Annotated in this window: 16 protein-coding genes; 3 read left to right on the top strand and 13 right to left on the bottom strand. The window is 68.5% G+C overall.

Annotation, left to right across the window (positions count from 1 at the left end):
• Window positions 1-37 precede the first annotated feature (37 nt).
• From prcA to arc, 6 genes are all read right to left on the bottom strand, one after another.
• Complete coding sequence (gene prcA, locus OG349_RS29055; protein ID WP_327237399.1) at window positions 38-841, bottom strand: proteasome subunit alpha; 804 nt, start codon at window positions 839-841, stop codon at window positions 38-40.
• Window positions 842-894: 53 nt separating this feature from the next.
• Window positions 895-1740, bottom strand: a complete 846-nt coding sequence (gene prcB, locus OG349_RS29050) for a proteasome subunit beta (RefSeq protein ID WP_327237398.1) — start codon at window positions 1738-1740, stop codon at window positions 895-897.
• Window positions 1692-2297, bottom strand: coding sequence for an endonuclease VII domain-containing protein (locus OG349_RS29045; RefSeq protein WP_327237397.1), 606 nt, complete (start codon window positions 2295-2297; stop codon window positions 1692-1694). The genes prcB and OG349_RS29045 overlap by 49 nt, the downstream gene beginning before the upstream one ends.
• Window positions 2298-2300: 3 nt before the next feature.
• Window positions 2301-2519, bottom strand: a complete 219-nt coding sequence (locus OG349_RS29040; protein WP_327237396.1) for a ubiquitin-like protein Pup — start codon at window positions 2517-2519, stop codon at window positions 2301-2303.
• Window positions 2520-2654: 135 nt separating this feature from the next.
• Window positions 2655-4166, bottom strand: a complete 1512-nt coding sequence (gene dop, locus OG349_RS29035) for a depupylase/deamidase Dop (protein WP_327237395.1) — start codon at window positions 4164-4166, stop codon at window positions 2655-2657.
• A gap of 251 nt (window positions 4167-4417) precedes the next feature.
• On the bottom strand, window positions 4418-6184 hold the full coding sequence (arc, locus tag OG349_RS29030) for a proteasome ATPase (protein ID WP_161312512.1): 1767 nt from the start codon (window positions 6182-6184) through the stop codon (window positions 4418-4420).
• A 262-nt stretch (window positions 6185-6446) separates the two neighbouring features.
• On the opposite strand from arc, the gene OG349_RS29025 reads away from it, so the two are divergent.
• The gene (locus OG349_RS29025; RefSeq protein WP_161312511.1) at window positions 6447-6767 is read left to right on the top strand and encodes a ferredoxin; all 321 of its coding nucleotides are present in this window, start codon (window positions 6447-6449) and stop codon (window positions 6765-6767) included.
• 51 nt (window positions 6768-6818) lie between these two features.
• Here OG349_RS29025 and OG349_RS29020 read toward each other — a convergent pair whose 3' ends face one another.
• From OG349_RS29020 to OG349_RS29010, 3 genes are all read right to left on the bottom strand, one after another.
• Window positions 6819-7400: a hypothetical protein gene (locus tag OG349_RS29020; RefSeq protein ID WP_327237394.1), complete on the bottom strand. Its 582-nt coding sequence runs from the start codon at window positions 7398-7400 to the stop codon at window positions 6819-6821.
• Window positions 7401-7586: 186 nt separating this feature from the next.
• Window positions 7587-8492: a tRNA (adenine-N1)-methyltransferase gene (locus tag OG349_RS29015; protein ID WP_327237393.1), complete on the bottom strand. Its 906-nt coding sequence runs from the start codon at window positions 8490-8492 to the stop codon at window positions 7587-7589.
• Between the two features lie 61 nt (window positions 8493-8553).
• Window positions 8554-9801 carry a site-2 protease family protein gene (locus tag OG349_RS29010; protein WP_327237392.1) on the bottom strand — a complete coding sequence of 416 codons (1248 nt, stop codon included), beginning with the start codon at window positions 9799-9801 and terminating at the stop codon, window positions 8554-8556.
• A 74-nt stretch (window positions 9802-9875) separates the two neighbouring features.
• On the opposite strand from OG349_RS29010, the gene OG349_RS29005 reads away from it, so the two are divergent.
• Both OG349_RS29005 and OG349_RS29000 read left to right on the top strand, forming a co-directional pair.
• A complete protein-coding gene (locus OG349_RS29005; protein ID WP_442806330.1) occupies window positions 9876-10787 on the top strand; it encodes a RecB family exonuclease in 912 nt (303 codons plus the stop codon).
• A gap of 84 nt (window positions 10788-10871) precedes the next feature.
• Window positions 10872-11543: a response regulator transcription factor gene (locus OG349_RS29000; RefSeq protein WP_327237390.1), complete on the top strand. Its 672-nt coding sequence runs from the start codon at window positions 10872-10874 to the stop codon at window positions 11541-11543.
• A gap of 69 nt (window positions 11544-11612) precedes the next feature.
• Here the strand turns inward: OG349_RS29000 and OG349_RS28995 are convergent, their stop codons facing one another.
• From OG349_RS28995 to metH, 4 genes are all read right to left on the bottom strand, one after another.
• On the bottom strand, window positions 11613-13202 hold the full coding sequence (locus OG349_RS28995) for an ABC transporter substrate-binding protein (protein ID WP_327237389.1): 1590 nt from the start codon (window positions 13200-13202) through the stop codon (window positions 11613-11615).
• A 60-nt stretch (window positions 13203-13262) separates the two neighbouring features.
• On the bottom strand, window positions 13263-14870 hold the full coding sequence (locus OG349_RS28990) for an ABC transporter substrate-binding protein (RefSeq protein WP_327237388.1): 1608 nt from the start codon (window positions 14868-14870) through the stop codon (window positions 13263-13265).
• Window positions 14871-15369: 499 nt separating this feature from the next.
• Window positions 15370-16071 carry an HAD family hydrolase gene (locus tag OG349_RS28985; RefSeq protein ID WP_327237387.1) on the bottom strand — a complete coding sequence of 234 codons (702 nt, stop codon included), beginning with the start codon at window positions 16069-16071 and terminating at the stop codon, window positions 15370-15372.
• 173 nt (window positions 16072-16244) lie between these two features.
• Entirely contained in the window at window positions 16245-19754 is a 3510-nt protein-coding gene (gene metH, locus OG349_RS28980; protein WP_327237386.1) for a methionine synthase, read from the bottom strand.
• Window positions 19755-19836 lie beyond the last annotated feature (82 nt).

The raw sequence follows: 19836 nt of genomic DNA, 5'->3' as shown, positions 1-19836 counted from the left end.
ACGTACGGGGCCCACAACGCCCCGCGCGCTACCTCACCTACTTGTCGTCGGAGTCCGCCGACGTCCCACCCGAACCCGAACCGGAGCCGGGCTCCGCGTCCTCCGTGTCCGACGGCGCGTCCGTCGGGGTCGACGCCGCACCGTCCGCCTCCAGGAGACGCGCCAGCTGACGCCCCACCACCCGCTTGAACTTCCGCGCCTGCGGACGCTCACGGTCCAGGACCGCCACCTCCAGCCGCTCGGCCGGAATCTCCCGCTCACCACCGTTGGTGTCCCGCGACAGCGCCTGCACCGCCAGCTTCAACGCCTCCGCGAGCGACATGCCCTCACGGTGCTGCTGATCCAGGAACGTACTGATCTGCTCCGCGTTCCCGCCCACCGCGACCGAGCCGTGCTCGTCCACGATCGAGCCGTCGTGCGGCAGCCGGTAGATCTGGTCACCGTCCGGCGTGGACCCCACCTCGGCCACCACCAGCTCCACCTCGTACGGCTTCTCACCGGCACTGGAGAAGATCGTGCCCAGCGTCTGCGCGTACACGTTGGCGAGGCCACGGGCCGTCACATCGTCGCGGTCGTAGGTGTATCCGCGCAGATCCGCGTAGCGCACACCACCGATCCGCAGATTCTCGTACTCGTTGTACTTGCCGGCGGCCGCGAAGCCGATCCGGTCGTAGATCTCGCTGAACTTGTGCAGCGCCCGGGACGGGTTCTCGCCGACGAAGACGATGCCGTCGGCGTACTGGAGCACAACCAGACTGCGACCGCGGGCGATGCCCTTCCTGGCGTATTCCGCCCGGTCGGCCATCGCCTGCTGGGGTGAGACATAGAACGGCGTCGACACCGGCTATCCGTCCCTTTCTGTCAGTGGCATGGTGTTCAGAAGAGGGGTGGCGGTCAGAGCAGCGCGGCGCGCGGACCGTCGGGCTGTTGCAGGCGCCGCTCCAGGATCGAGCGGGCGATCTCGGCGGAATCCGTGTCGTTCAACCGCCGGAAACCGTCCTCCGTGATCACCGTGACGATCGGATAGATCCGGCGGGCCACATCCGGGCCGCCCGTCGCCGAGTCGTCGTCCGCCGCGTCGTACAGCGCCTGGATCACCAGCATCGTGGCCTGCTGCTCCGTCAGCTCGTCGTGGTAGAGCTTCTTCATCGCGCCCCGGGCGAAGATGGAACCGGACCCGGTGGACGCGTAACCCGTCTCCTCGGAGCGGCCGCCCGTCACGTCGTACGAGAAGATGCGGCCCTTGCCGCGGTCCACGTCGTAGCCGGCGAAGAGCGGGACGACGGCCAGGCCCTGCATGGCCATCGCCAGATTGCTGCGGATCATCGTGGAGAGCCGGTTGGCCTTGCCCTCCAGGGAGAGCGTGGCCCCCTCGACCTTCTCGAAGTGCTCCAGCTCCAGCTGGAAGAGCTTCACCATCTCCACGGCCAGACCCGCCGTGCCCGCGATGCCCACGGCCGAGTACTCGTCGGCCGGGAAGACCTTCTCGATGTCGCGCTGGGCGATCATGTTCCCCATGGTCGCCCGCCGGTCACCGGCCAGCACCACACCACCGGGGAACGTCACCGCGACGATCGTCGTGCCGTGCGGCGCCTCGATCGCACCCTGGAGAGGCGGCAGCGACCGCTTGCCCGGCAGCATGTCCGGCGACTGCGCCGACAGGAAATCCATGAACGAGGACGACCCGGGCGTCAGGAAGGCAGCTGGTAGACGCCCGGTGCTACGAGTGTTGGCTTCCACGCGTTTCCCTCCAGATAAGCGATGGCGCGACGCAAGGTGTCGGGATCGTCTCCCAACTTACCGATGGCCGAATTGCAGTTGAAGCACAGTACGCCACGGACCCTACCCGTCTCGTGACAGTGATCCACATGAACTGCCGGAGCAGCTAGGCAGATCGTGCAGATCCCCATCTGGGAGGAGATCATCTCGTCGCGCTGGGCCTCGGTGATGCCGTATTGCCGTTTCAGGTGACCAGCACGGCCCTGGATGGCACGGCACGCCTTGCACCGCGTGGACAGGCCGTCCGAGGCACTGGAGTTGCGATGCCATTCCTCGTGCGGCTTCACTTCCCCGCAGACCCTGCACAGCTTGTGACCCTCGGGAACGTCGACATGTTCCCGCACGGTCTTGCCTTCGGCCGCCCGGCGGCGCCGGTAGTACTGAGCGCTATATTCCGCTACGCACTGCCGACACCGCACCTGGAGACCATCGCGTGTGCTCCTGTTTGCCGCGAAAGATTCAAGCGGCAACGTCCGCCGACAACGTGAGCACCGCTTGAATTCCGGCAAATCAGACAATGCTCACTCTCCACCCTTTTGCACGAAACTCCGCACGAAGTCCTCGGCATTTTCCTCGAGTACATCGTCAATTTCGTCAAGAACGGAGTCCACGTCGTCCGACAGCTTTTCCTGGCGCTCCTTGAGGTCCTCGGTCGTGGCCGCGTCCTGGGACTGCTCCTCGACCTCCTCCGTGGAACGCGTCGCCTTCTGCTGTCCGCCGCCTGTGTCCTTGGTCGCCATATCCCTCACACCCCGCTCGGTTCGCCCCGCTCGATGTGACTTCTTGATCAGACCCTACAAGCCGGGTCCGACATCGGCCCCGCAGTTGCTACAACGTCCGGGGGCCACCCGCATGATTCCCTTCCGGGGGCCTTTTCAGCCGCCGGACAGCACTCGGACCAGCTCTTCCGCCGTACGGCAGCGGTCCAGGAGCTCCTTGACGTGGTTGCGTGTACCGCGCAGCGGTTCCAGCGTCGGCACCCGTTGCAGTGAGTCACGGCCCGGGAGGTCGAAGATGACCGAATCCCACGAGGCGGCCGCCACGTCGTCCGCGTACTGCTCCAGGCAGCGCCCGCGGAAGTAGGCCCTGGTGTCCTCGGGAGGCTTGGTCCTGGCGCGTTCGACGTCCTGGTCGTCCAGGAGCCTGGACATCTTGCCGCGGGCGACCAGGCGGTTGTAGAGGCCCTTCTCGGGGCGTACGTCCGCGTACTGGAGGTCCACGAGGTGCAGCCGCGCCGCGTCCCAGTCCAGGTTGTCCCGGCGGCGGTAGCCCTCCAGGATCTCGCGCTTGGTGATCCAGTCGAGTTCCCCCGACAGGCTCATCGGGTCGTTCTCCAGCCGGTTGAGCGTGTCCTCCCAGCGGACCAGGATGTCCTTGGTCTGCTCGTCGGCGTCGGCGCCGTACCGCTCCTCGGTGTACTTCCTGGCCAGCTCGAAGTACTCCATCTGGAGCTGTACGGCGGTGAGTGTCCGGCCGCTGCGCAGCGTGATCAGCCGGGCCAGGGTCGGGTCGTGCGAGACCTGGTGCAGTGTGCGGACCGGCTGGTCGACGGCCAGGTCGACGTTGATGAAGCCGTCCTCGATCATCGAGAGGACGAGCGAGGTCGTGCCGAGCTTGAGGTAGGTGGAGATCTCCGAGAGGTTCGCGTCGCCGATGATCACGTGGAGCCTGCGGTACTTCTCGGCGTCCGAGTGCGGTTCGTCGCGGGTGTTGATGATGGGCCGCTTGAGTGTGGTCTCCAGCCCGACCTCGACCTCGAAGTAGTCGGCGCGCTGGCTGATCTGGAAGCCGTGTTCGTGGCCGTCCTGGCCGATGCCGACCCGGCCGGCGCCGGTGACGACCTGCCGGGAGACGAAGAAGGGCGTCAGGTGGCGCACGATGTCCGAGAAGGGGGTCTCCCGCTTCATCAGGTAGTTCTCGTGCGTTCCGTAGGACGCGCCCTTGTTGTCGGTGTTGTTCTTGTAGAGGTGGATGGGCTGGGCGCCGGGGAGCTGCGCTGCCCGTTCGGCGGCCTCGGCCATGATGCGTTCGCCGGCCTTGTCCCAGAGGACGGCGTCGCGGGGGTTGGTGATCTCCGGGGAGCTGTATTCGGGGTGGGCGTGGTCGACGTAGAGCCGTGCTCCGTTGGTGAGGATCACGTTCGCCAGGCCGATGTCCTCGTCGGTGAGCTGGCTGGAGTCGGCCGTCTCCCGTGCGAGGTCGAAGCCCCGTGCGTCCCGCAGCGGGTTCTCCTCCTCGAAGTCCCAGCGGGCGCGGCGCGCCCGGTGCATCGCCGCCGCGTAGGCGTTGACGATCTGGGACGAGGTGAGCATGGCATTGGCGTTCGGGTGGCCCGGGACGGAAATGCCGTATTCCGTCTCGATGCCCATTACTCGCCGTACGGTCATGCGGCCCTCCTTGCCCGGCGTCGCTCCCGTCCGGGAGCGGCGCTCAAGTACCGCTGGTGCTCCGGTGCGCGTGCGGTGCCCGTCCCCGCACTGCGCGACTCGGCGGTATCACTGAGCCTAGAACGCCTGAGCGCTGGTGGGGAGATCATTTCCGTCATTGGCCTGGTGTGGTGGATGGTGCGGTCGGAACAGGTGGCGGAAAGCAACCGGCTGCGGATGCCCTCGCGGACATCCGCAGCCGGTCCGCGCTTCTACAGGTATTGACCGGTGTTCGCGACCGTGTCGATGGAGCGTCCGGTGTCCGCGCCCTGTTTTCCGGTGACGAGGGTGCGGATGAATACGATCCGCTCGCCCTTCTTTCCGGAGATCCTGGCCCAGTCGTCGGGGTTGGTGGTGTTGGGCAGGTCCTCGTTCTCCTTGAACTCGTCCACGCAGGCCTGGAGGAGGTGGGAGACGCGGAGGCCCTTCTGGTTGTGGTCGAGGAAGTCCTTGATGGCCATCTTCTTCGACCGGTCGACGATGTTCTGGATCATGGCGCCGGAGTTGAAGTCCTTGAAATAGAGGACTTCCTTGTCTCCGTTGGCGTACGTGACTTCGAGGAAGCGGTTCTCCTCGGACTCGGTGTACATCCGTTCGACCACGGTCTGGATCATGCCGTGTACCGCGTCGTCGCGGGAATTGTGGTGCTCGGAGAGATCGTCCGCGTGGAGGGGCAGCGAGGACTTGAGGTACTTGGCGAAGATGTCCTTCGCGGCCTCCGCGTCCGGGCGCTCGATCTTGATCTTCACATCGAGGCGTCCGGGCCGCAGGATCGCGGGGTCGATCATGTCTTCCCGGTTGGAGGCGCCGATGACGATGACGTTCTCCAGGCCTTCCACTCCGTCGATCTCGGCGAGCAGCTGGGGGACGATGGTGTTCTCCACGTCCGAGCTGACGCCGGATCCGCGGGTGCGGAAGAGGGATTCCATCTCGTCGAAGAAGACGATGACGGGGGTGCCCTCGCTGGCCTTCTCACGGGCGCGCTGGAAGACCAGGCGGATGTGCCGCTCGGTCTCGCCGACGTATTTGTTGAGGAGTTCGGGGCCCTTGATGTTGAGGAAGTAGCTCTTCCCGGCGGGCCTGCCGGTGACTTCGGCGACCTTCTTGGCAAGGGAGTTGGCGACTGCCTTGGCGATGAGGGTCTTTCCGCAGCCGGGCGGGCCGTAGAGCAGGATGCCCTTCGGCGGCCGCAGCTCGTGTTCCTTGAAGAGGTCCGGGTGGAGGTACGGGAGCTCGACGGCGTCGCGGATCATTTCGATCTGGCCGCCGAGGCCGCCGATCTTGTCGTAGTCGACGTCGGGGACCTCTTCGAGGACGAGTTCCTCGACCTCGCTCTTGGGGATGACTTCGTAGACGTACCCGGAGCGGGGTTCGAGGAGCAGGGCGTCGCCGGGGCGGATGTTGATGTCGAGCAGCGGCTCGGCGAGCCGTACCACCCGTTCCTCGTCGGTGTGGCCGACCACCAGGGCGCGCTCGCCGTCCTCCAGGATCTCCTTGAGGGTGACGATGTCCCCGGCGCTCTCGTAGGCCATGGCCTCGACCACGTTGAGGGCCTCGTTGAGCATGAGTTCCTGGCCGCGTCTGAGTTCTTCGAGCTCGACGCTGGGGCTGACGTTCACCCGGAGCTTGCGGCCCCCGGTGAAGATGTCGGCCGTTCCGTCCTCGTTCGCCTGTAGAAAAACACCGAAGCCGGCCGGCGGCTGTGCGAGCCGGTCGACCTCTTCCTTGAGGGCCACGATCTGGTCGCGGGCCTCACGGAGCGTATTGGCGAGCCGCTCGTTCTGCGCGGACACACCCGCCAGGTTCGTCTGCAACTCGACGATCCGCTCTTCGAGAATCCTCGTGTGCCGCGGAGAGTCGGCGAGCTTTCGTCGCAGGACGGCGATTTCCTGCTCGAGATAGGCAACCTGGCCGGCTGGGTCTTCTGACCCCCGCCCCGGCCGGTTACCGCGGTTGATGTCGTCGTCGTGGGCTGCCACGGTCCTCACCTCCTCCAAGGGGAGCTGGACGCTTCCTGACCCTACCTGCGTGGGTGGTGATTGAAACCCCTAGATCACAAAGACTGCCGGGTGTGTCCGATCTTCACTCTTGCGCTCTCCCTCACGCTCCCTCACGCCAGTGCAATACCCACCCGGCGCCATCGGAAAGCAGCCGGTTGTATCGTCGGAGTGTTCAACACCCGTCAGGGCTGGCGCGACTTACTCCATATTGCACCACCCGGCGCAGGAAACGGCAGGAGAGATGATCGTGCAGCAGGAGGCCACCGCCGAAGGCGTCACCGAGGTCCGCGAGCCTCTGGAGGTCTGGATCGACCAGGACCTCTGCACCGGGGACGGGATCTGTGTCCAGTACGCCCCGGAGGTCTTCGAGCTCGACATCGACGGGCTGGCGTATGTGAAGAGTGCGGGGGACGAGCTGCTCCAGTCACCGGGAGCGACGACTCCGGTACCGCTGACGCTGTTGCGTGACGTCGTGGACTCCGCGAAGGAGTGCCCGGGCGACTGCATTCACGTACGGCGTGTTTCGGACAGGGTAGAGGTGTACGGCCCCGACGCGGAGTGACGCGTTCCAGCGAGCGGTCACACAGGGTGAGCGATCACCGGGAGTCGCGGGTCATATGCTCTGCGATCCCGGGCCTGTGCCCCGTACGAAGGCGCCGTTCTTCCACTGCCAGGTGATCTGTTGTTTCTCGTCCGGGCAGCAGCGGGGTACGTCGGGGCCCGAGTAGCCCAGCAGGGTCGCCGTGACGGCGCCGTCGCGGACGGCGAGGCCGGGGCTGAGGCTCTGCTTCTCCTTGGGGTCCAGGAGGGTGGCCACGATCCGTGACCGGGTGGTGTCCTTCCCGGCCCTGGTGAGGACGTAGAGGCCGCTGGGCGGGGTGCCGGATCCCGCCACGCAGCGGACGGCGGCGACGGTCTCGGGGCTGCCGTCCCCGTCGAGGTCGCCGGAGGCCTTTTCCGTGACGACGGTGCCGGCCCCCGCGCACTCCAGCGGGAAGGTCACGCCGGCCGGGTCGGGGGCGGGCAGGGAGGCGCCGGTGGCCCGGGGGGCGGAGCTGTCCTGGGAGGCCGTCGCGGGTCCGGGCTGGAGGAGTCCGGCGACCGCCACGACACCGGCCATCGCGGTCGCCGTGGCGAGCCAGTGCATCGGCCGGGGCCTGGTGTGCGCGAGGTCCGGGACGTCGGAGAGCTGCACGCGGAGGGTCTCCTGTGGGGGCGGTACCGGTGGGGAGACAGCATCGTGCCACACGTCACAGGGGCGTGGAACAGCGGGGTCCGTATCGTCAACATAAAGAAACCGCCGCCCAGTTCCCGTACATGCCGGGGGAACTGGACGGCGGTGTGGTCGTGTTGGAGACGCTGGTACGGGCCCCGGCGCCGGTCAGCGCGGGGCGCCGCCGCTGGCGCTGCCGGGGCCGTCGTAGTCGTCGCCGTACGCGCCCTTGGCGGGGCGGCGGCGGCGCAGGGGCGGTTCGACGCCGTCGGCGAGCCGGCGGGCGGTGATGAGGAAGCCGGTGTGGCCGATCATCCGGTGGTCGGGGCGGACGGCGAGGCCCTCGACGTGCCAGTTGCGGACCATGGATTCCCAGGCGGCCGGTTCGTTGAACGTGCCGAATTCCCTGATGGTCTCGACCGTGCGGGCGAGCTGGGTGGTGGTGGCGACGTAGGCGCAGAGGATGCCGCCGGGGACGAGGGCCTTGGAGACGGTCTCGATGCACTCCCAGGGGGCGAGCATGTCGAGGATGACCCGGTCGACGTCCGTGTCCGACAGGTTGTCCTGGAGGTCTCCGACGGTCAGCTGCCAGGCGGGGTGGGGTTCGCCGAAGTAGCGTTCCACGTTCTGCTGGGCGATCTCGGCGAAGTCCTCGCGGCGCTCGTAGGAGTGGAGCATGCCCTGGTCGCCGATGACCCGCAGCAGGAACGCGCTGAGTGAGCCGGAGCCCACACCGGCCTCGACGACGCGCGCGCCGGGGAAGATGTCGGCGAAGGCCAGGATCTGGCCGGCGTCCTTCGGGTAGACCACGGCGGCGCCGCGGGGCATGGACAGGACATAGTCGGGGAGCAGGGGGCGCAGCGCGAGGTAGGCGACGTTTCCCGTGGTTCGGACCACGCTGCCCTCGGGAGCACCGATCAGCTCGTCGTGCGGGAAGGACCCTTTGTGGGTGTGGAAGTTCTTCCCGGCTTCGAGCGTGAAGGTGTAGTGGCGTCCCTTGGGATCGGTGAGCTGGACCTGGTCCCCGACCTTGAAGGGCCCGCGTCGGCGGGCGGCACCGGTCGGTTCGGACATGTTGTTCAGCCTAGCTGGTTTATCCGGTGCCTCTGTCCGCCGTGCGGCCCAGCCGGGCTCTCTAGCGCGGTTCGGGGCGGGCCATGGCCGCGACGAACGCGCGTTCCACGTCGGCGGTCGAGAGGACGCCGTAGATCTCGCCCGTCTCCTCGACGACGAGGTACTCGGTGGCGGGGCTGGCCCTGAGGCGGTCCAGGAGTGCTTCGCCGGCGAGGTCGGCGGGGACCTTCATGCCGTCGTTGAGGTCCTGGGCGAGACCGCTGACGGCGACCCAGGGGCGACGGTGCTGGGGGACGCCGACGATGGCGGTCTCGCGGACGACTCCGGTGGGGTCGCCGTGGCCGTCCACGACGACGAGGGCGCGGGCTCCCGCTTCGTTGGCCCGGCGCAGGGCCTCGGAGAGGGGGGTGGCGGCTTCGACGGGGACGGCGCGGCGGGTGAGGACGCGGGCCTGGAGTTCGGGGAGGTGTTCGCGGAGGCGGGCCATGCGCAGGCTGTTGCCGGCGCCGGTCCAGATGATCGCGGCGAGGACGGCGGCGAGGAGGGCGTCGGTGACGGTCTCCAGGCCTCCGATGTCGCGGTTCGTGTTGCCGAGGGCGCCGGTCTGGGTGAGGAGCGGGAGGCCGATGAGGACGGCGACGGCGAGGGCGCGGCCGACCCAGGCGGCGGCGACGGTGCCGCTCATGGGTTTGCCGGTGATCTTCCAGACGACGGCGCGGAGCATCCGGCCGCCGTCGAGCGGGAGGCCGGGGAGGAGGTTGAAGGCGGCGACGATCAGGTTGGAGATCATCAGTCCGGCGAGGAGGACGCCGGGGACGGTGCCGGGGTCGACGGCGAGGAGGCCGAGGTAGAAGAGGCCGGAGAGGACGAGGGAGAGGAGGGGGCCGACGAAGGCGAGGATGAATTCGCGTCCGGGGGTCTCGGATTCCTTCTCGATCTCGGAGACGCCGCCGAAGAACTGGAGCTGGATGCGGCGTACGGGGAGTTTGAAGCGCAGGGCGGCGACGGTGTGGGCCAGTTCGTGGACGAGGACGGAGCCGTAGAAGGCGACCGCGAAGAAGAGGGCGATCGCGTAGCGTACGGCGCCCAGCTCGGGCAGGACGCGGCCGAGCTGGCCGCCGAAGATCCAGGTGATCAGGGCGGCGACCAGGAACCAGCTGGGGGCGACGTAGACGGGTACGCCGAAGGGGCGGCCCATGAGAATGCCGCCGCCGGGGTCCGCGGGCCGTGCCGGTTTGCCGCCGGGGGCCTGGTCCCCCTTCCGGGGCTGCGGCCGCCTGCTCTCGCCGCTCTCGTCGTCCTCTTTCACGGGTTCCCTTCGTCGGCGGCGCGGGTCACGCGCACGATCATGCTCGATCATGCAGTGCGTGCCCTCTGTGGTCGATGGTATTCCGCTCGCTGTCAGTGTCGGGCCGTAGGGTCTGCGTCATGAGTACCAGCCGACCGCCCACTTCGCTGTCGCCTTCCCGTGCGAGCGACTTCATGCAGTGTCCTTTGCTGTACCGCTTCCGGGTCATCGACAAACTGCCCGAGAAGCCCAGTGAGGCGGCGACCCGCGGGACGCTGGTGCATGCCGTGCTGGAGCGGCTCTTCGACGCGCCGGCGGCGGAGCGTACGGCTCCGCGGGCGAGGTCGCTGGTGCCCGGCCAGTGGGACCGGCTGCTGGAGTCGCGGCCCGAGCTGGCCGAGTTGTTCGCGGGGGACCCGGAGGGCGAGCGGCTGACGCGCTGGCTGGGAGAGGCCGAACAGCTGGTGGAGCGGTGGTTCTCGCTGGAGGACCCGACGCGGCTGGAGCCGGCGGAGCGTGAGCTGTTCGTGGAGACGGAGCTGGCGTCGGGGCTGCGGCTGCGCGGGGTGATCGACCGGGTGGACGTGGCGCCGACGGGTGAGGTGCGGATCGTCGACTACAAGACGGGCAAGGCCCCCCGGCCCGAGTACGCGGAGGGGGCGCTGTTCCAGATGAAGTTCTACGCGCTGGTGGTGTGGCGGTGGAAGCGGGTGGTGCCGCGCCGTCTCCAGCTGGTCTATCTGGGGAGCGGCGAGGTGGTGACGTACGACCCGGTGGAGGCGGATCTGGAGCGGGTGGAGCGCAAGCTGCTGGCGCTGTGGGAGGCGATCGAGCTGGCGACGGAGACGGGTGACTGGCGGCCGCGGCCGACGAAGCTGTGCGGGTGGTGCGACCACCAGGCGGTGTGTCCGGAATTCGGCGGTACGCCTCCGGTGTATCCGCTGCCGTTGCCGTCGGCGGCTGTGCCGGTCCCGCAGGCGGGCGACGGGACTCCGTCGGTCGTCTGACGGGGAGAGCCGGGAAAGGGCGACCGGCGGCTGCCGGGTGGGGCTGTCAGGGCAGAATGGGGCGGGTCTATCGAAGGAGATCCCGTGACTGTCCGCGTCCTACTGGTCGATGACCAGCCGCTGTTGCGCACCGGCTTCCGGATGATCCTGGAGGCGGAGGGCGACATCGCGGTCGTCGGTGAGGCCGGGGACGGTCTTCAGGCCATCGACCAGGTGCGCGCGCTCCAGCCCGACGTGGTGCTGATGGACATCCGGATGCCCCGGATGGACGGGGTGGAGGCGACCCGCCAGATCACCGGTCCGGGCCGGGACGGTCCGGCGAAGGTGCTGGTCCTGACGACGTTCGACCTCGATGAGTACGTGGTGGAGGCGCTGCGGGCGGGGGCGAGCGGTTTCCTGCTCAAGGACGCGCCGGCGAACGAGCTGGTGCAGGCGATCCGGGTGGTGGCGGCGGGCGAGGCGATGCTCGCGCCGAGCATCACGCGCCGGCTCCTGGACAAGTACGCGGACCATCTGCCGTCGGGCGAGGACACGGTGCCGGACACCCTGCACACGCTGACGGACCGTGAGGTCGAGGTGTTGAAACTGGTCGCGCGGGGGTTGTCGAACGCGGAGATCGCCGCCGACCTGTTCGTGAGCGAGACGACGGTCAAGACACATGTGGGTCATGTGCTGACGAAGCTGGGGCTGCGCGACCGGGTGCAGGCGGCGGTGTACGCGTACGAGAGCGGGCTGGTGCGCCCCGGCGCGCAGTGAGTCCCCCGGGCTCCTCGGGGGCCGGCGACGGCCGCCCGGCGCCCGGTGACGGCCGGCGCCGGGCCGCGGTCAGTCCTTGCTGATCTCCCAGAAGCGGAAGACGGTCGAGGCGTCGAGCGTCCATTCCAGCCCGGAGATGTTGTCGTAGGCGACCGCGTACTGCTTGCCCTGCCACAGGGGCAGGATCGGCAGGTCGCGGGCCACGTCGTCCTGGAGTTCGCCGAAGTCCCGCTCGGTGGCGCCCCGGTTGGCCTGGGCGGCGGTGTCGGGGATGATCCGGCCGGTGATGTCGGGGTTCTCGTAGTGGTTCTGGAGGACGTTGTCCTTGCCGAAGAACGGCTGGGTGAAGTTGTCCGGATCGGGGTAGTCCGGGACCCAGCCCTTGACGTAGACGCCGTACTTGCCGGCCGCGATGCCCTTCTCGTACTGGTCGAAGGGTACGGAGCGCACACGCGCGTCGAAGAGGCCGCTCGCGTCGAGCTGTGCGGCGATGGCCCGGAACTCCTGGTCGGTGGCGGGTCCGTAGCGGCTCGGGGTGGACCACAGGGTGAGTTTCACCTTGCCGGTGATGCCTTCGGACCGGAGGGCCCGCGCGGCCTCGGCGGGCTGCGGGCTGTCTCCGTACAGGTCGAAGAAGGCCGTGTTGTGGGCGGTGATGCCGGCCGGGACGATCGAGTAGAGGGGGGTCGCCGTGGACCGGTAGACCTTGCTGACGAGGGCGTCGCGGTCGACCAGGTAGGCGATGGCCTGGCGTACGCCGAGGCGTCCCGTGACGGGGTCGTCCATGTTGAAGACGAGGTGCTGGACCTCGGCGCTGGTGCCTTCGACGACGTCGATGCCCTGGTCGGAGGCGGCGGTGGAGTCCTGGAGTTCCGCGATGTCGGGGGCGGTCAGGCCGCGGTACGCGACATCGATGTCACCCTTCTCCAGCGCGGTCGCCAGCTTCTTCTGGTTCCCGTGGAACAGGCTCAGGGTGATGCCCGGGTTCTTGACCTGGGCGGTGCCGTCGTAGCGGGAGTTGACCCCGAAGACGGCCCTGGAGGTGTCGAGCGACGTGAGGGTGTACGGCCCTGAGCCGACGGCCTTGCCGTCCTTGCGGAGGCTGTCCGCGGGGTAGGCGCGGTGGTCCACGATCGAGCCGGCGCCCGACGCGATCTTGCTGGGGAACGTGGCGTCGGGGACCGTGAGGTGGAAGATCACGGTCCGCGCGTCCGGGGTGGCGATCGAGCCGATCGTGGAGAGCAGCGGCGCGGGCCCGGCGGGGTCGTCGATCCTGATGGCCCGCTCGAAGGAGAACTTGACGTCCTCGGAGGTGAGGGAGTCGCCGTTGCTGAAGGTGAGGCCGTCCCGCAGGGTGCAGCGGTAGGTCCTGCTTCCGTTCTCGAACGCGCAGGCCCGCGCGGCTTCCGGCTGGGGGACGGAGCCGCCCTTGGGGAAGCTCAGCAGGGACTGGAAGACGTTGTTGAACAGGAGCCACGATCCGGGGTCGTAGCCCGAGGCCGGATCGGTGGCCAGGACGTCGTCCGACATGCCGACGACGATCGCGCTGCCGGTGTCGGCCGCTCCCCCGTCGCTCTCGGTTCCGCAGCCGCCCAGCAGGGCGATCGCGAGCCCCGCTCCGAGCGGAGCGCTGGTCCATTTGCTGGTGCGTGCCTTCACAGGTCTTGCCTCGTGCTTTCTGCCGGCCGCGCGGGTGGTCCGTCCGCGCGGCCGGTGGGATCAGGATCCGGAGGTGCCACGCCCCAGTTCCCAGAGGTGCAGGTTGGCGCCCGAGTCGAGCGTCCACTCCACCCCGAAGATGTCGTCCCGCGCGGCGATGTACTGCTTGCCCTGCCACAGCGGCAGCATCGGTACGTCGGAGGAGACGATGTTCTGGAGCTCGGCGAAGGTGTTCGACGCGGCGCTGCGGTCGGCCTCACGGCGCGACTCGGGGATCAGCGTGTCGATCGCCTTCTTGTTGACGTAGGGGCTGCTGAGGATGTTGTCCTTGTCCAGGAACGGTGCGATGTAGTTGTCGGGGTCCGGGAAGTCGGGGAACCAGCCGAGCCCGAAGACCGGGAACTTGCCTTCGTTCTTCTTGGGAACGAAGGTCGCCCACGGTTCGCCCTTGAGATCCACGGAGAACAGCCCGCTGGAGTTCAGCTGATCCCGGAGTGTCTCGAATTCGCTCTTCGTCACGGCACCGTAGTGGTCGGTGGTGTAGTTCAGCGTGAACTTCACCGGGGTCGCGATGCCCGCCTCGGAGAGGAACTTCGCCGCCTCCGCCTTGTTCCCGTCGCCGTACTCGTTGAAGAACGAGTTGGTGTGGCCGGTGATGCCGGACGGGATGACGGAGTAGAGCGGGTCGGCCATCGGGCCGTAGACCTTCTTGATGAGGTCGCCGCGGTTGACGACGGACGCGATGGCCTGGCGTACGGCCTTCTCCTTGACGACCGGCGCGTTGGTGTTGAAGGCGAGGTAGCGGATCTCCTGACCGGGTATCTCGGTCAGGTTGATGGTGTCGTCCGGCTTCGCCTGCATCTCCTGGATCATCTTGGGCGTCATCGAACGGGTCATCACGTCGATGTCACCCTTCTTCAGCGCGGCGGCCATCTCTTCGGCGGTCGGGAAGTACCGGACCTCGACCTTGCTGTTCTGGAGCTTCAGCGCGCCCTTGTACTTCGGGTTCTTGGTGTAGACGGCCTTGAGCATCTTGCCGTCCTTCACCTCCGCCTTGAAGGTGTACGGACCGGAGCCCTCGAGCTTGAAGCCTTCGAGGAGCTTCTTCGGCGCGTAGACCTTGGGGTCGATGATGCCGGCGATGGGCGTCGAGAGCTTGTACGGGAACGTGGCGTCCGCCGTCTTGAGGTGGAAGACGATCCCGTTGTCGCCGCTGGTCTCGATCTTGTCGATGTTGGCCAGCAGGCCGACGGCCGCGTTGGGGTCGTTGATGTTGCTGACGCGCTCCAGGGAGTACTTGACGTCCTCGGCGGTGATCGGGTCGCCGTTGGAGAACGTGAGGCCCGAGCGCAGGGTGCAGCGGTAGCTCTCGCTGCCGGTGTCGGTGAAGCCGCACTGACTGGCGGCGTCCGGCACGGGCTCACCGCCGCCGCGCGGGATGTACAGCAGCGTCTGGAGCGTCTGCTTGAGAAGGTTCCAGCTGTTGGTGTCGTAGGTGTACGCCGGGTCGAGGGGAGCCGGGGCTTCCTTGGTCGCCACGAACGGGTCCGTGGTGCCCAGGACAATGGCATCACCGCCGCCTGAGCCGCCGTCCGAGCCGCCACAACCGGCGAGCACGGGCGCGAGCAGGCCGACCACGGCCGACAGCACCAAAGTCTTGCGGTTCATCCTGGACGTACTCCTCATCCGGCACTGGGATACAGCGGTGCAAATGGGAGCCTCCGCCGCCGCCACCCGTTCGGGGCAGTGCGATCGGGCCGGGATACAGGGCGATCGGTCCTGTCGTCGCGGCGACTTGGCGGCCGCCGGGACATGCTGCTGGTGCGGCGAAGTACTCGCGACGAGATTAGTCCGCGGCGCCGGGAGGGCCGGACGGGGGCCGAAGTGGCCCGTCATCACAAAGTGACCGGCCATAGCGGCGAGTTGATGTACCGGGTCCGGCAGGTTTCGTACACGCCTTGACCAATCGGGACACAAGGGCCCATCGAAGCCGCCGCCCATCAGGCATGTCGCCGGTGCGCCAGCCCCCGGCGGCCCGCGGGAGCGTGATAAAGCTCACTGCTTGAACCGTGAGCCGCCGTCACAGCGGCGCCATCCGGGTCACGGAAAATACACGGTCCGATGCGATGAGTTTCCGATTGTATCCAATAGCCACGCGGAGTGTGGCTCAGTCGCGGCGTGTCATCAGACCGCGCAGGAAGTCGAGGTCGATCTCTTCGAGGGAGGTGACGACCGAGCGGCCCTCGGAGGGCGCGATCGGGGCGACGGAGGGCACCGCGACGACCTTGCAGCCGGCCGCCTCCGCGGAGGCCACGCCGGTGGCCGTGTCCTCGATGACCGCGCAGCGCGCCGGGTCGGCTCCCAGGCCGCGGGCGGCGATCAGGTAGGGGTCGGGGTGCGGTTTGGTACGGGGCACCTCGTCGCCGGCGACGGTGAGGGCGAAGTACCGCGGTCCGAGGGAGAGCAGGACCCGGTCGATGATGCGCCGGTGGGAGGCGGAGACCAGGGCGGTGGGGACGTCGTGGGCGGCCAGTTCGGCCAGGAGTCTCGCCGCGCCGGGCATCATCGGCACGCCGAGGCCGATCCGTTCCTCGAACTTGTCGTTGAGCAGTACGGTCAGCTCGGCCAGGGTGAGGGCGGCGCCGGTGGCTTCGATGAGGAAGGCCGCGCTGCGGGTCATGGGGCCGCCGACGACCACGTGGCGCCAGGACTCGTCGAGGGCGTGGCCGAGGTCCTTGAAGACCTCCACCTCGGCGTCCCACCAGAACCCTTCGGTGTCGACCAGAGTGCCGTCCATGTCGAGAAGGACGGCCTGAAGGGCGGAGCCTTCGGCCGTACGGGTCAACGATGCGGGGACCGTACTGGTCATCCGGCACACCTCCGTGAGGGACGGGAAGGCCGGTCGCCTGTTCCACGGGGAAACCCCCCGGGACAGGCGACCGGCCTGCGCTGGACCGACCAGTGTACGGCCCCGCCGATCTCCGCGCGCGCCGGATACGGCGGGGCACGGGCCGGGGCGGGCCGCAGCGGGCTCGCGCCCGGTCAGCGGGCGTTGAAGTACTTCGCCTCGGGGTGGTGGATGATGATCGCGTCCGTGGACTGCTCGGGGTGGAGCTGGAACTCCTCGGAGAGCTGGACGCCGATGCGCTCGGGCCGGAGCAGCTCGGCGATCTTCGCCCGGTCCTCCAGGTCGGGGCAGGCCCCGTACCCGAGGGAGAAGCGGGCACCCCGGTACTTGAGCGCGAACATGTCCTCCACCTCGGCCGGGTCCTCGCCGGCGAAGCCCAGTTCGGAGCGGACCCGGGCGTGCCAGTACTCGGCGAGGGCCTCGGCGAGCTGGACGGAGAGCCCGTGCAGTTCGAGGTAGTCGCGGTAGGCGTTCTTCTCGAAGAGTTCGGCGGTGGTCTCGCCGATCCTGCTGCCGACGGTGACGACCTGGAGGCCGACGACGTCCGTCTCGCCGGACTCCTCGGGGCGGAAGAAGTCGGCCAGGCAGAGGCGGCGGCCGCGGCGCTGGCGGGGGAAGGTGAAGCGGGTGCGCTCCGAGCCGTCCTCGCCGAGGAGGATGAGGTCGTCGCCCTTGGAGACGCAGGGGAAGTAGCCGTAGACGACGGCCGCTTCGAGCATGCCGCCGGTGTGCAGCTGGTCGAGCCAGCCGCGCAGGTGGGGCCGGCCCTCGGTCTCGACGAGTTCCTCGTACGTGGGGCCGCCCTTGCGCGCTTCCTTGAGGCCCCACTGGCCCTTGAAGAGCGCGCCCTCGTCCAGCCAGGAGGCGTACTCCTTGAGCTGGATGCCCTTGACGACGCGGGTGCCCCAGAACGGCGGGGTGGGCAGCGGGTTGTCGGTGGAGACGTCGGAGCGGGCGGCGCCCTCCTCGGGGCGTTCCTCCACGACGGTGTTGGTGGTGGCCTTGACGCGGCGCTGCTTCAGCTCGGGGAGGGTGGCGCCGGGGACGCCCCGCTTGACGGCGATGAGGGCGTCCATCAGGCGCAGGCCCTCGAACGCGTCGCGGGCGTAGCGGACTTCGCCCTCGTAGATCTCGTGGAGGTCCTGTTCCACGTAGGCGCGGGTGAGGGCGGCTCCGCCGAGGATGACCGGGTAGTCGGCGGCCATCTGGCGCTGGTTGAGCTCCTGGAGGTTCTCCTTCATGATCACGGTCGACTTCACCAGCAGCCCCGACATGCCGATGACGTCCGCGCGGTGTTCCTCGGCGGCTTCCAGGATCGCGGAGACGGGCTGCTTGATGCCGAGGTTGACCACGTTGTAGCCGTTGTTGGAGAGGATGATGTCGACGAGGTTCTTGCCGATGTCGTGGACGTCGCCGCGGACGGTGGCGAGCACGATGGTGCCCTTGCCGTCGGCGTCACTCTTCTCCATGTGCGGTTCGAGGTACGCGACCGCGGTCTTCATGACCTCGGCGGACTGGAGGACGAAGGGGAGCTGCATCTGGCCGGAGCCGAAGAGTTCGCCGACGACCTTCATGCCGTTGAGCAGGGTGTCGTTGACGATGTCCAGGGCGGGCCGCTCCTCCAGCGCCGCGGCGAGGTCGGCCTCCAGGCCGTTCTTCTCGCCGTCGATGATGCGGCGCTCCAGGCGCTCGTTCAGCGGGAGGGCCAGCAGCTCCTCGGCGCGGCCGTCCTTCATCGACTTCATGTTGACGCCCTCGAAGAGCGCCATGAGCTTCTGCAGCGGGTCGTAGCCCTCTTCGCGCCGGTCGTAGATGAGGTCGAGGGCGACCTTGACCTGCTCCTCCTCCAGGCGGGCGATCGGCAGGATCTTCGAGGCGTGCACGATCGCCGAGTCCAGTCCTGCCTTGACGCACTCGTCGAGGAAGACGGAGTTGAGGACGACGCGGGCGGCCGGGTTGAGGCCGAAGGAGATGTTGGACAGGCCGAGGGTGGTCTGGACGTCGGGGTGGCGGCGCTTGAGTTCGCGGATGGCGTCGATGGTGGCGATGCCGTCCTTGCGGGACTCCTCCTGGCCGGTGCAGATGGTGAAGGTCAGGGTGTCGATGAGGATGTCGGACTCGTGGACGCCCCAGTTTCCGGTGAGGTCCTCGATGAGCCGTTCGGCGATGGCGACCTTGTGCTCGGGGGTACGGGCCTGGCCGTCCTCGTCGATGGTGAGCGCGATGAGGGCGGCGCCGTGCTCGACGGCCAGTTCGGTGACCTGGTGGAAGCGGGACTCGGGGCCGTCGCCGTCCTCGTAGTTCACGGAGTTGATGACGGCGCGTCCGCCGAGCTTCTCCAAACCCGCGCGCAGGACGGGAAGTTCGGTGGAGTCGAGGACGATCGGGAGGGTGGAGGCGGTGGCGAAGCGGCCGGCGAGTTCGGCCATGTCGGCGGCGCCGTCGCGGCCGACGTAGTCGACGCAGAGGTCCAGCAGGTGGGCGCCTTCGCGGATCTGGTCGCGGGCCATCTCGACGCAGTCGTCCCAGCGGCCTTCGAGCATGGCCTCGCGGAACTTCTTCGACCCGTTGGCGTTCGTCCGCTCGCCGATGGCGAGGAACGCGGCGTCCTGGCGGAACGGCACGGTCTGGTAGAGGGACGCGGCGCCCGGCTCGGGGCGCGGGTCGCGGACCGTGGGCACCGCGTCGCGGACGCGCTCCACGACCTGGCGCAGGTGCTCGGGGGTCGTACCGCAGCAGCCGCCGACGAGGGAGAGGCCGTACTCGCGGACGAAGGTCTCCTGCGCGTCGGCCAGCTCGGCGGCGGAGAGCGGGTAGTGCGCGCCGTCCTTGCCGAGGACGGGGAGGCCGGCGTTGGGCATGCAGGACAGCGGGATGCGGGAGTGCCGGGCGAGGTAGCGCAGGTGCTCGCTCATCTCGGCGGGCCCGGTGGCGCAGTTGAGGCCGATCATGTCGATGCCGAGGGGTTCCAGGGCGGTGAGGGCCGCGCCGATCTCGGAGCCGAGGAGCATCGTGCCGGTCGTCTCGACCGTCACCGAGCAGATGATCGGGAGGTTCGCGCCGGTGGCCGTCAGGGCGCGGCGGGCGCCGAGGACGGCGGCCTTGGTCTGGAGCAGGTCCTGGGTGGTCTCCACCAGGAGGGCGTCCGCCCCGCCGGCGATCATGCCTTCGGCGTTCTGCTGGTAGGCGTCGCGCAGGGTGAGGTACGGGGCGTGGCCGAGGGTCGGCAGTTTGGTGCCGGGGCCCATGGAGCCGAGAACCCAGCGCTGCTGGCCGGTGCTCGTGGTGAACTCGTCGGCGACCTCGCGGGCGATCCTGGCGCCCGCCTCGGCCAGCTCGAAGACCCGGTCGGCGATGTCGTACTCGGCGAGGGCGGCGTAGTTCGTGCCGAAGGTGTTGGTCTCGACGCAGTCGACCCCGACGGCGAAATACTCTTCGTGGACGTGCCGGACGATGTCCGGGCGGGTCACGTTGAGGATCTCGTTGCAGCCTTCCAGCTGCTCGAAGTCCTCCATGGTGGGGTCCTGCGCCTGGAGCATCGTGCCCATCGCGCCGTCGGCGACCACCACGCGCGTGGCGAGTGCCTCACGGAGGGCGTCGATCCGGCTCTTGCTGTCGGTGGAGGGTGCTGGCGACGAGGCCATGAGGATACTCCCGGGTTGCGACGGCTGTCGGCTTTGCGGCGTCTGGAGACGGCGCACCGGCCCAGCGTAGCCGGGCGGGTGC

The sequence above is a fragment of the Streptomyces sp. NBC_01317 genome, from assembly GCF_035961655.1.
In the GTDB taxonomy this organism is placed as follows: domain Bacteria; phylum Actinomycetota; class Actinomycetes; order Streptomycetales; family Streptomycetaceae; genus Streptomyces.
This window is presented reverse-complemented; position numbering and strand designations above follow the sequence as displayed.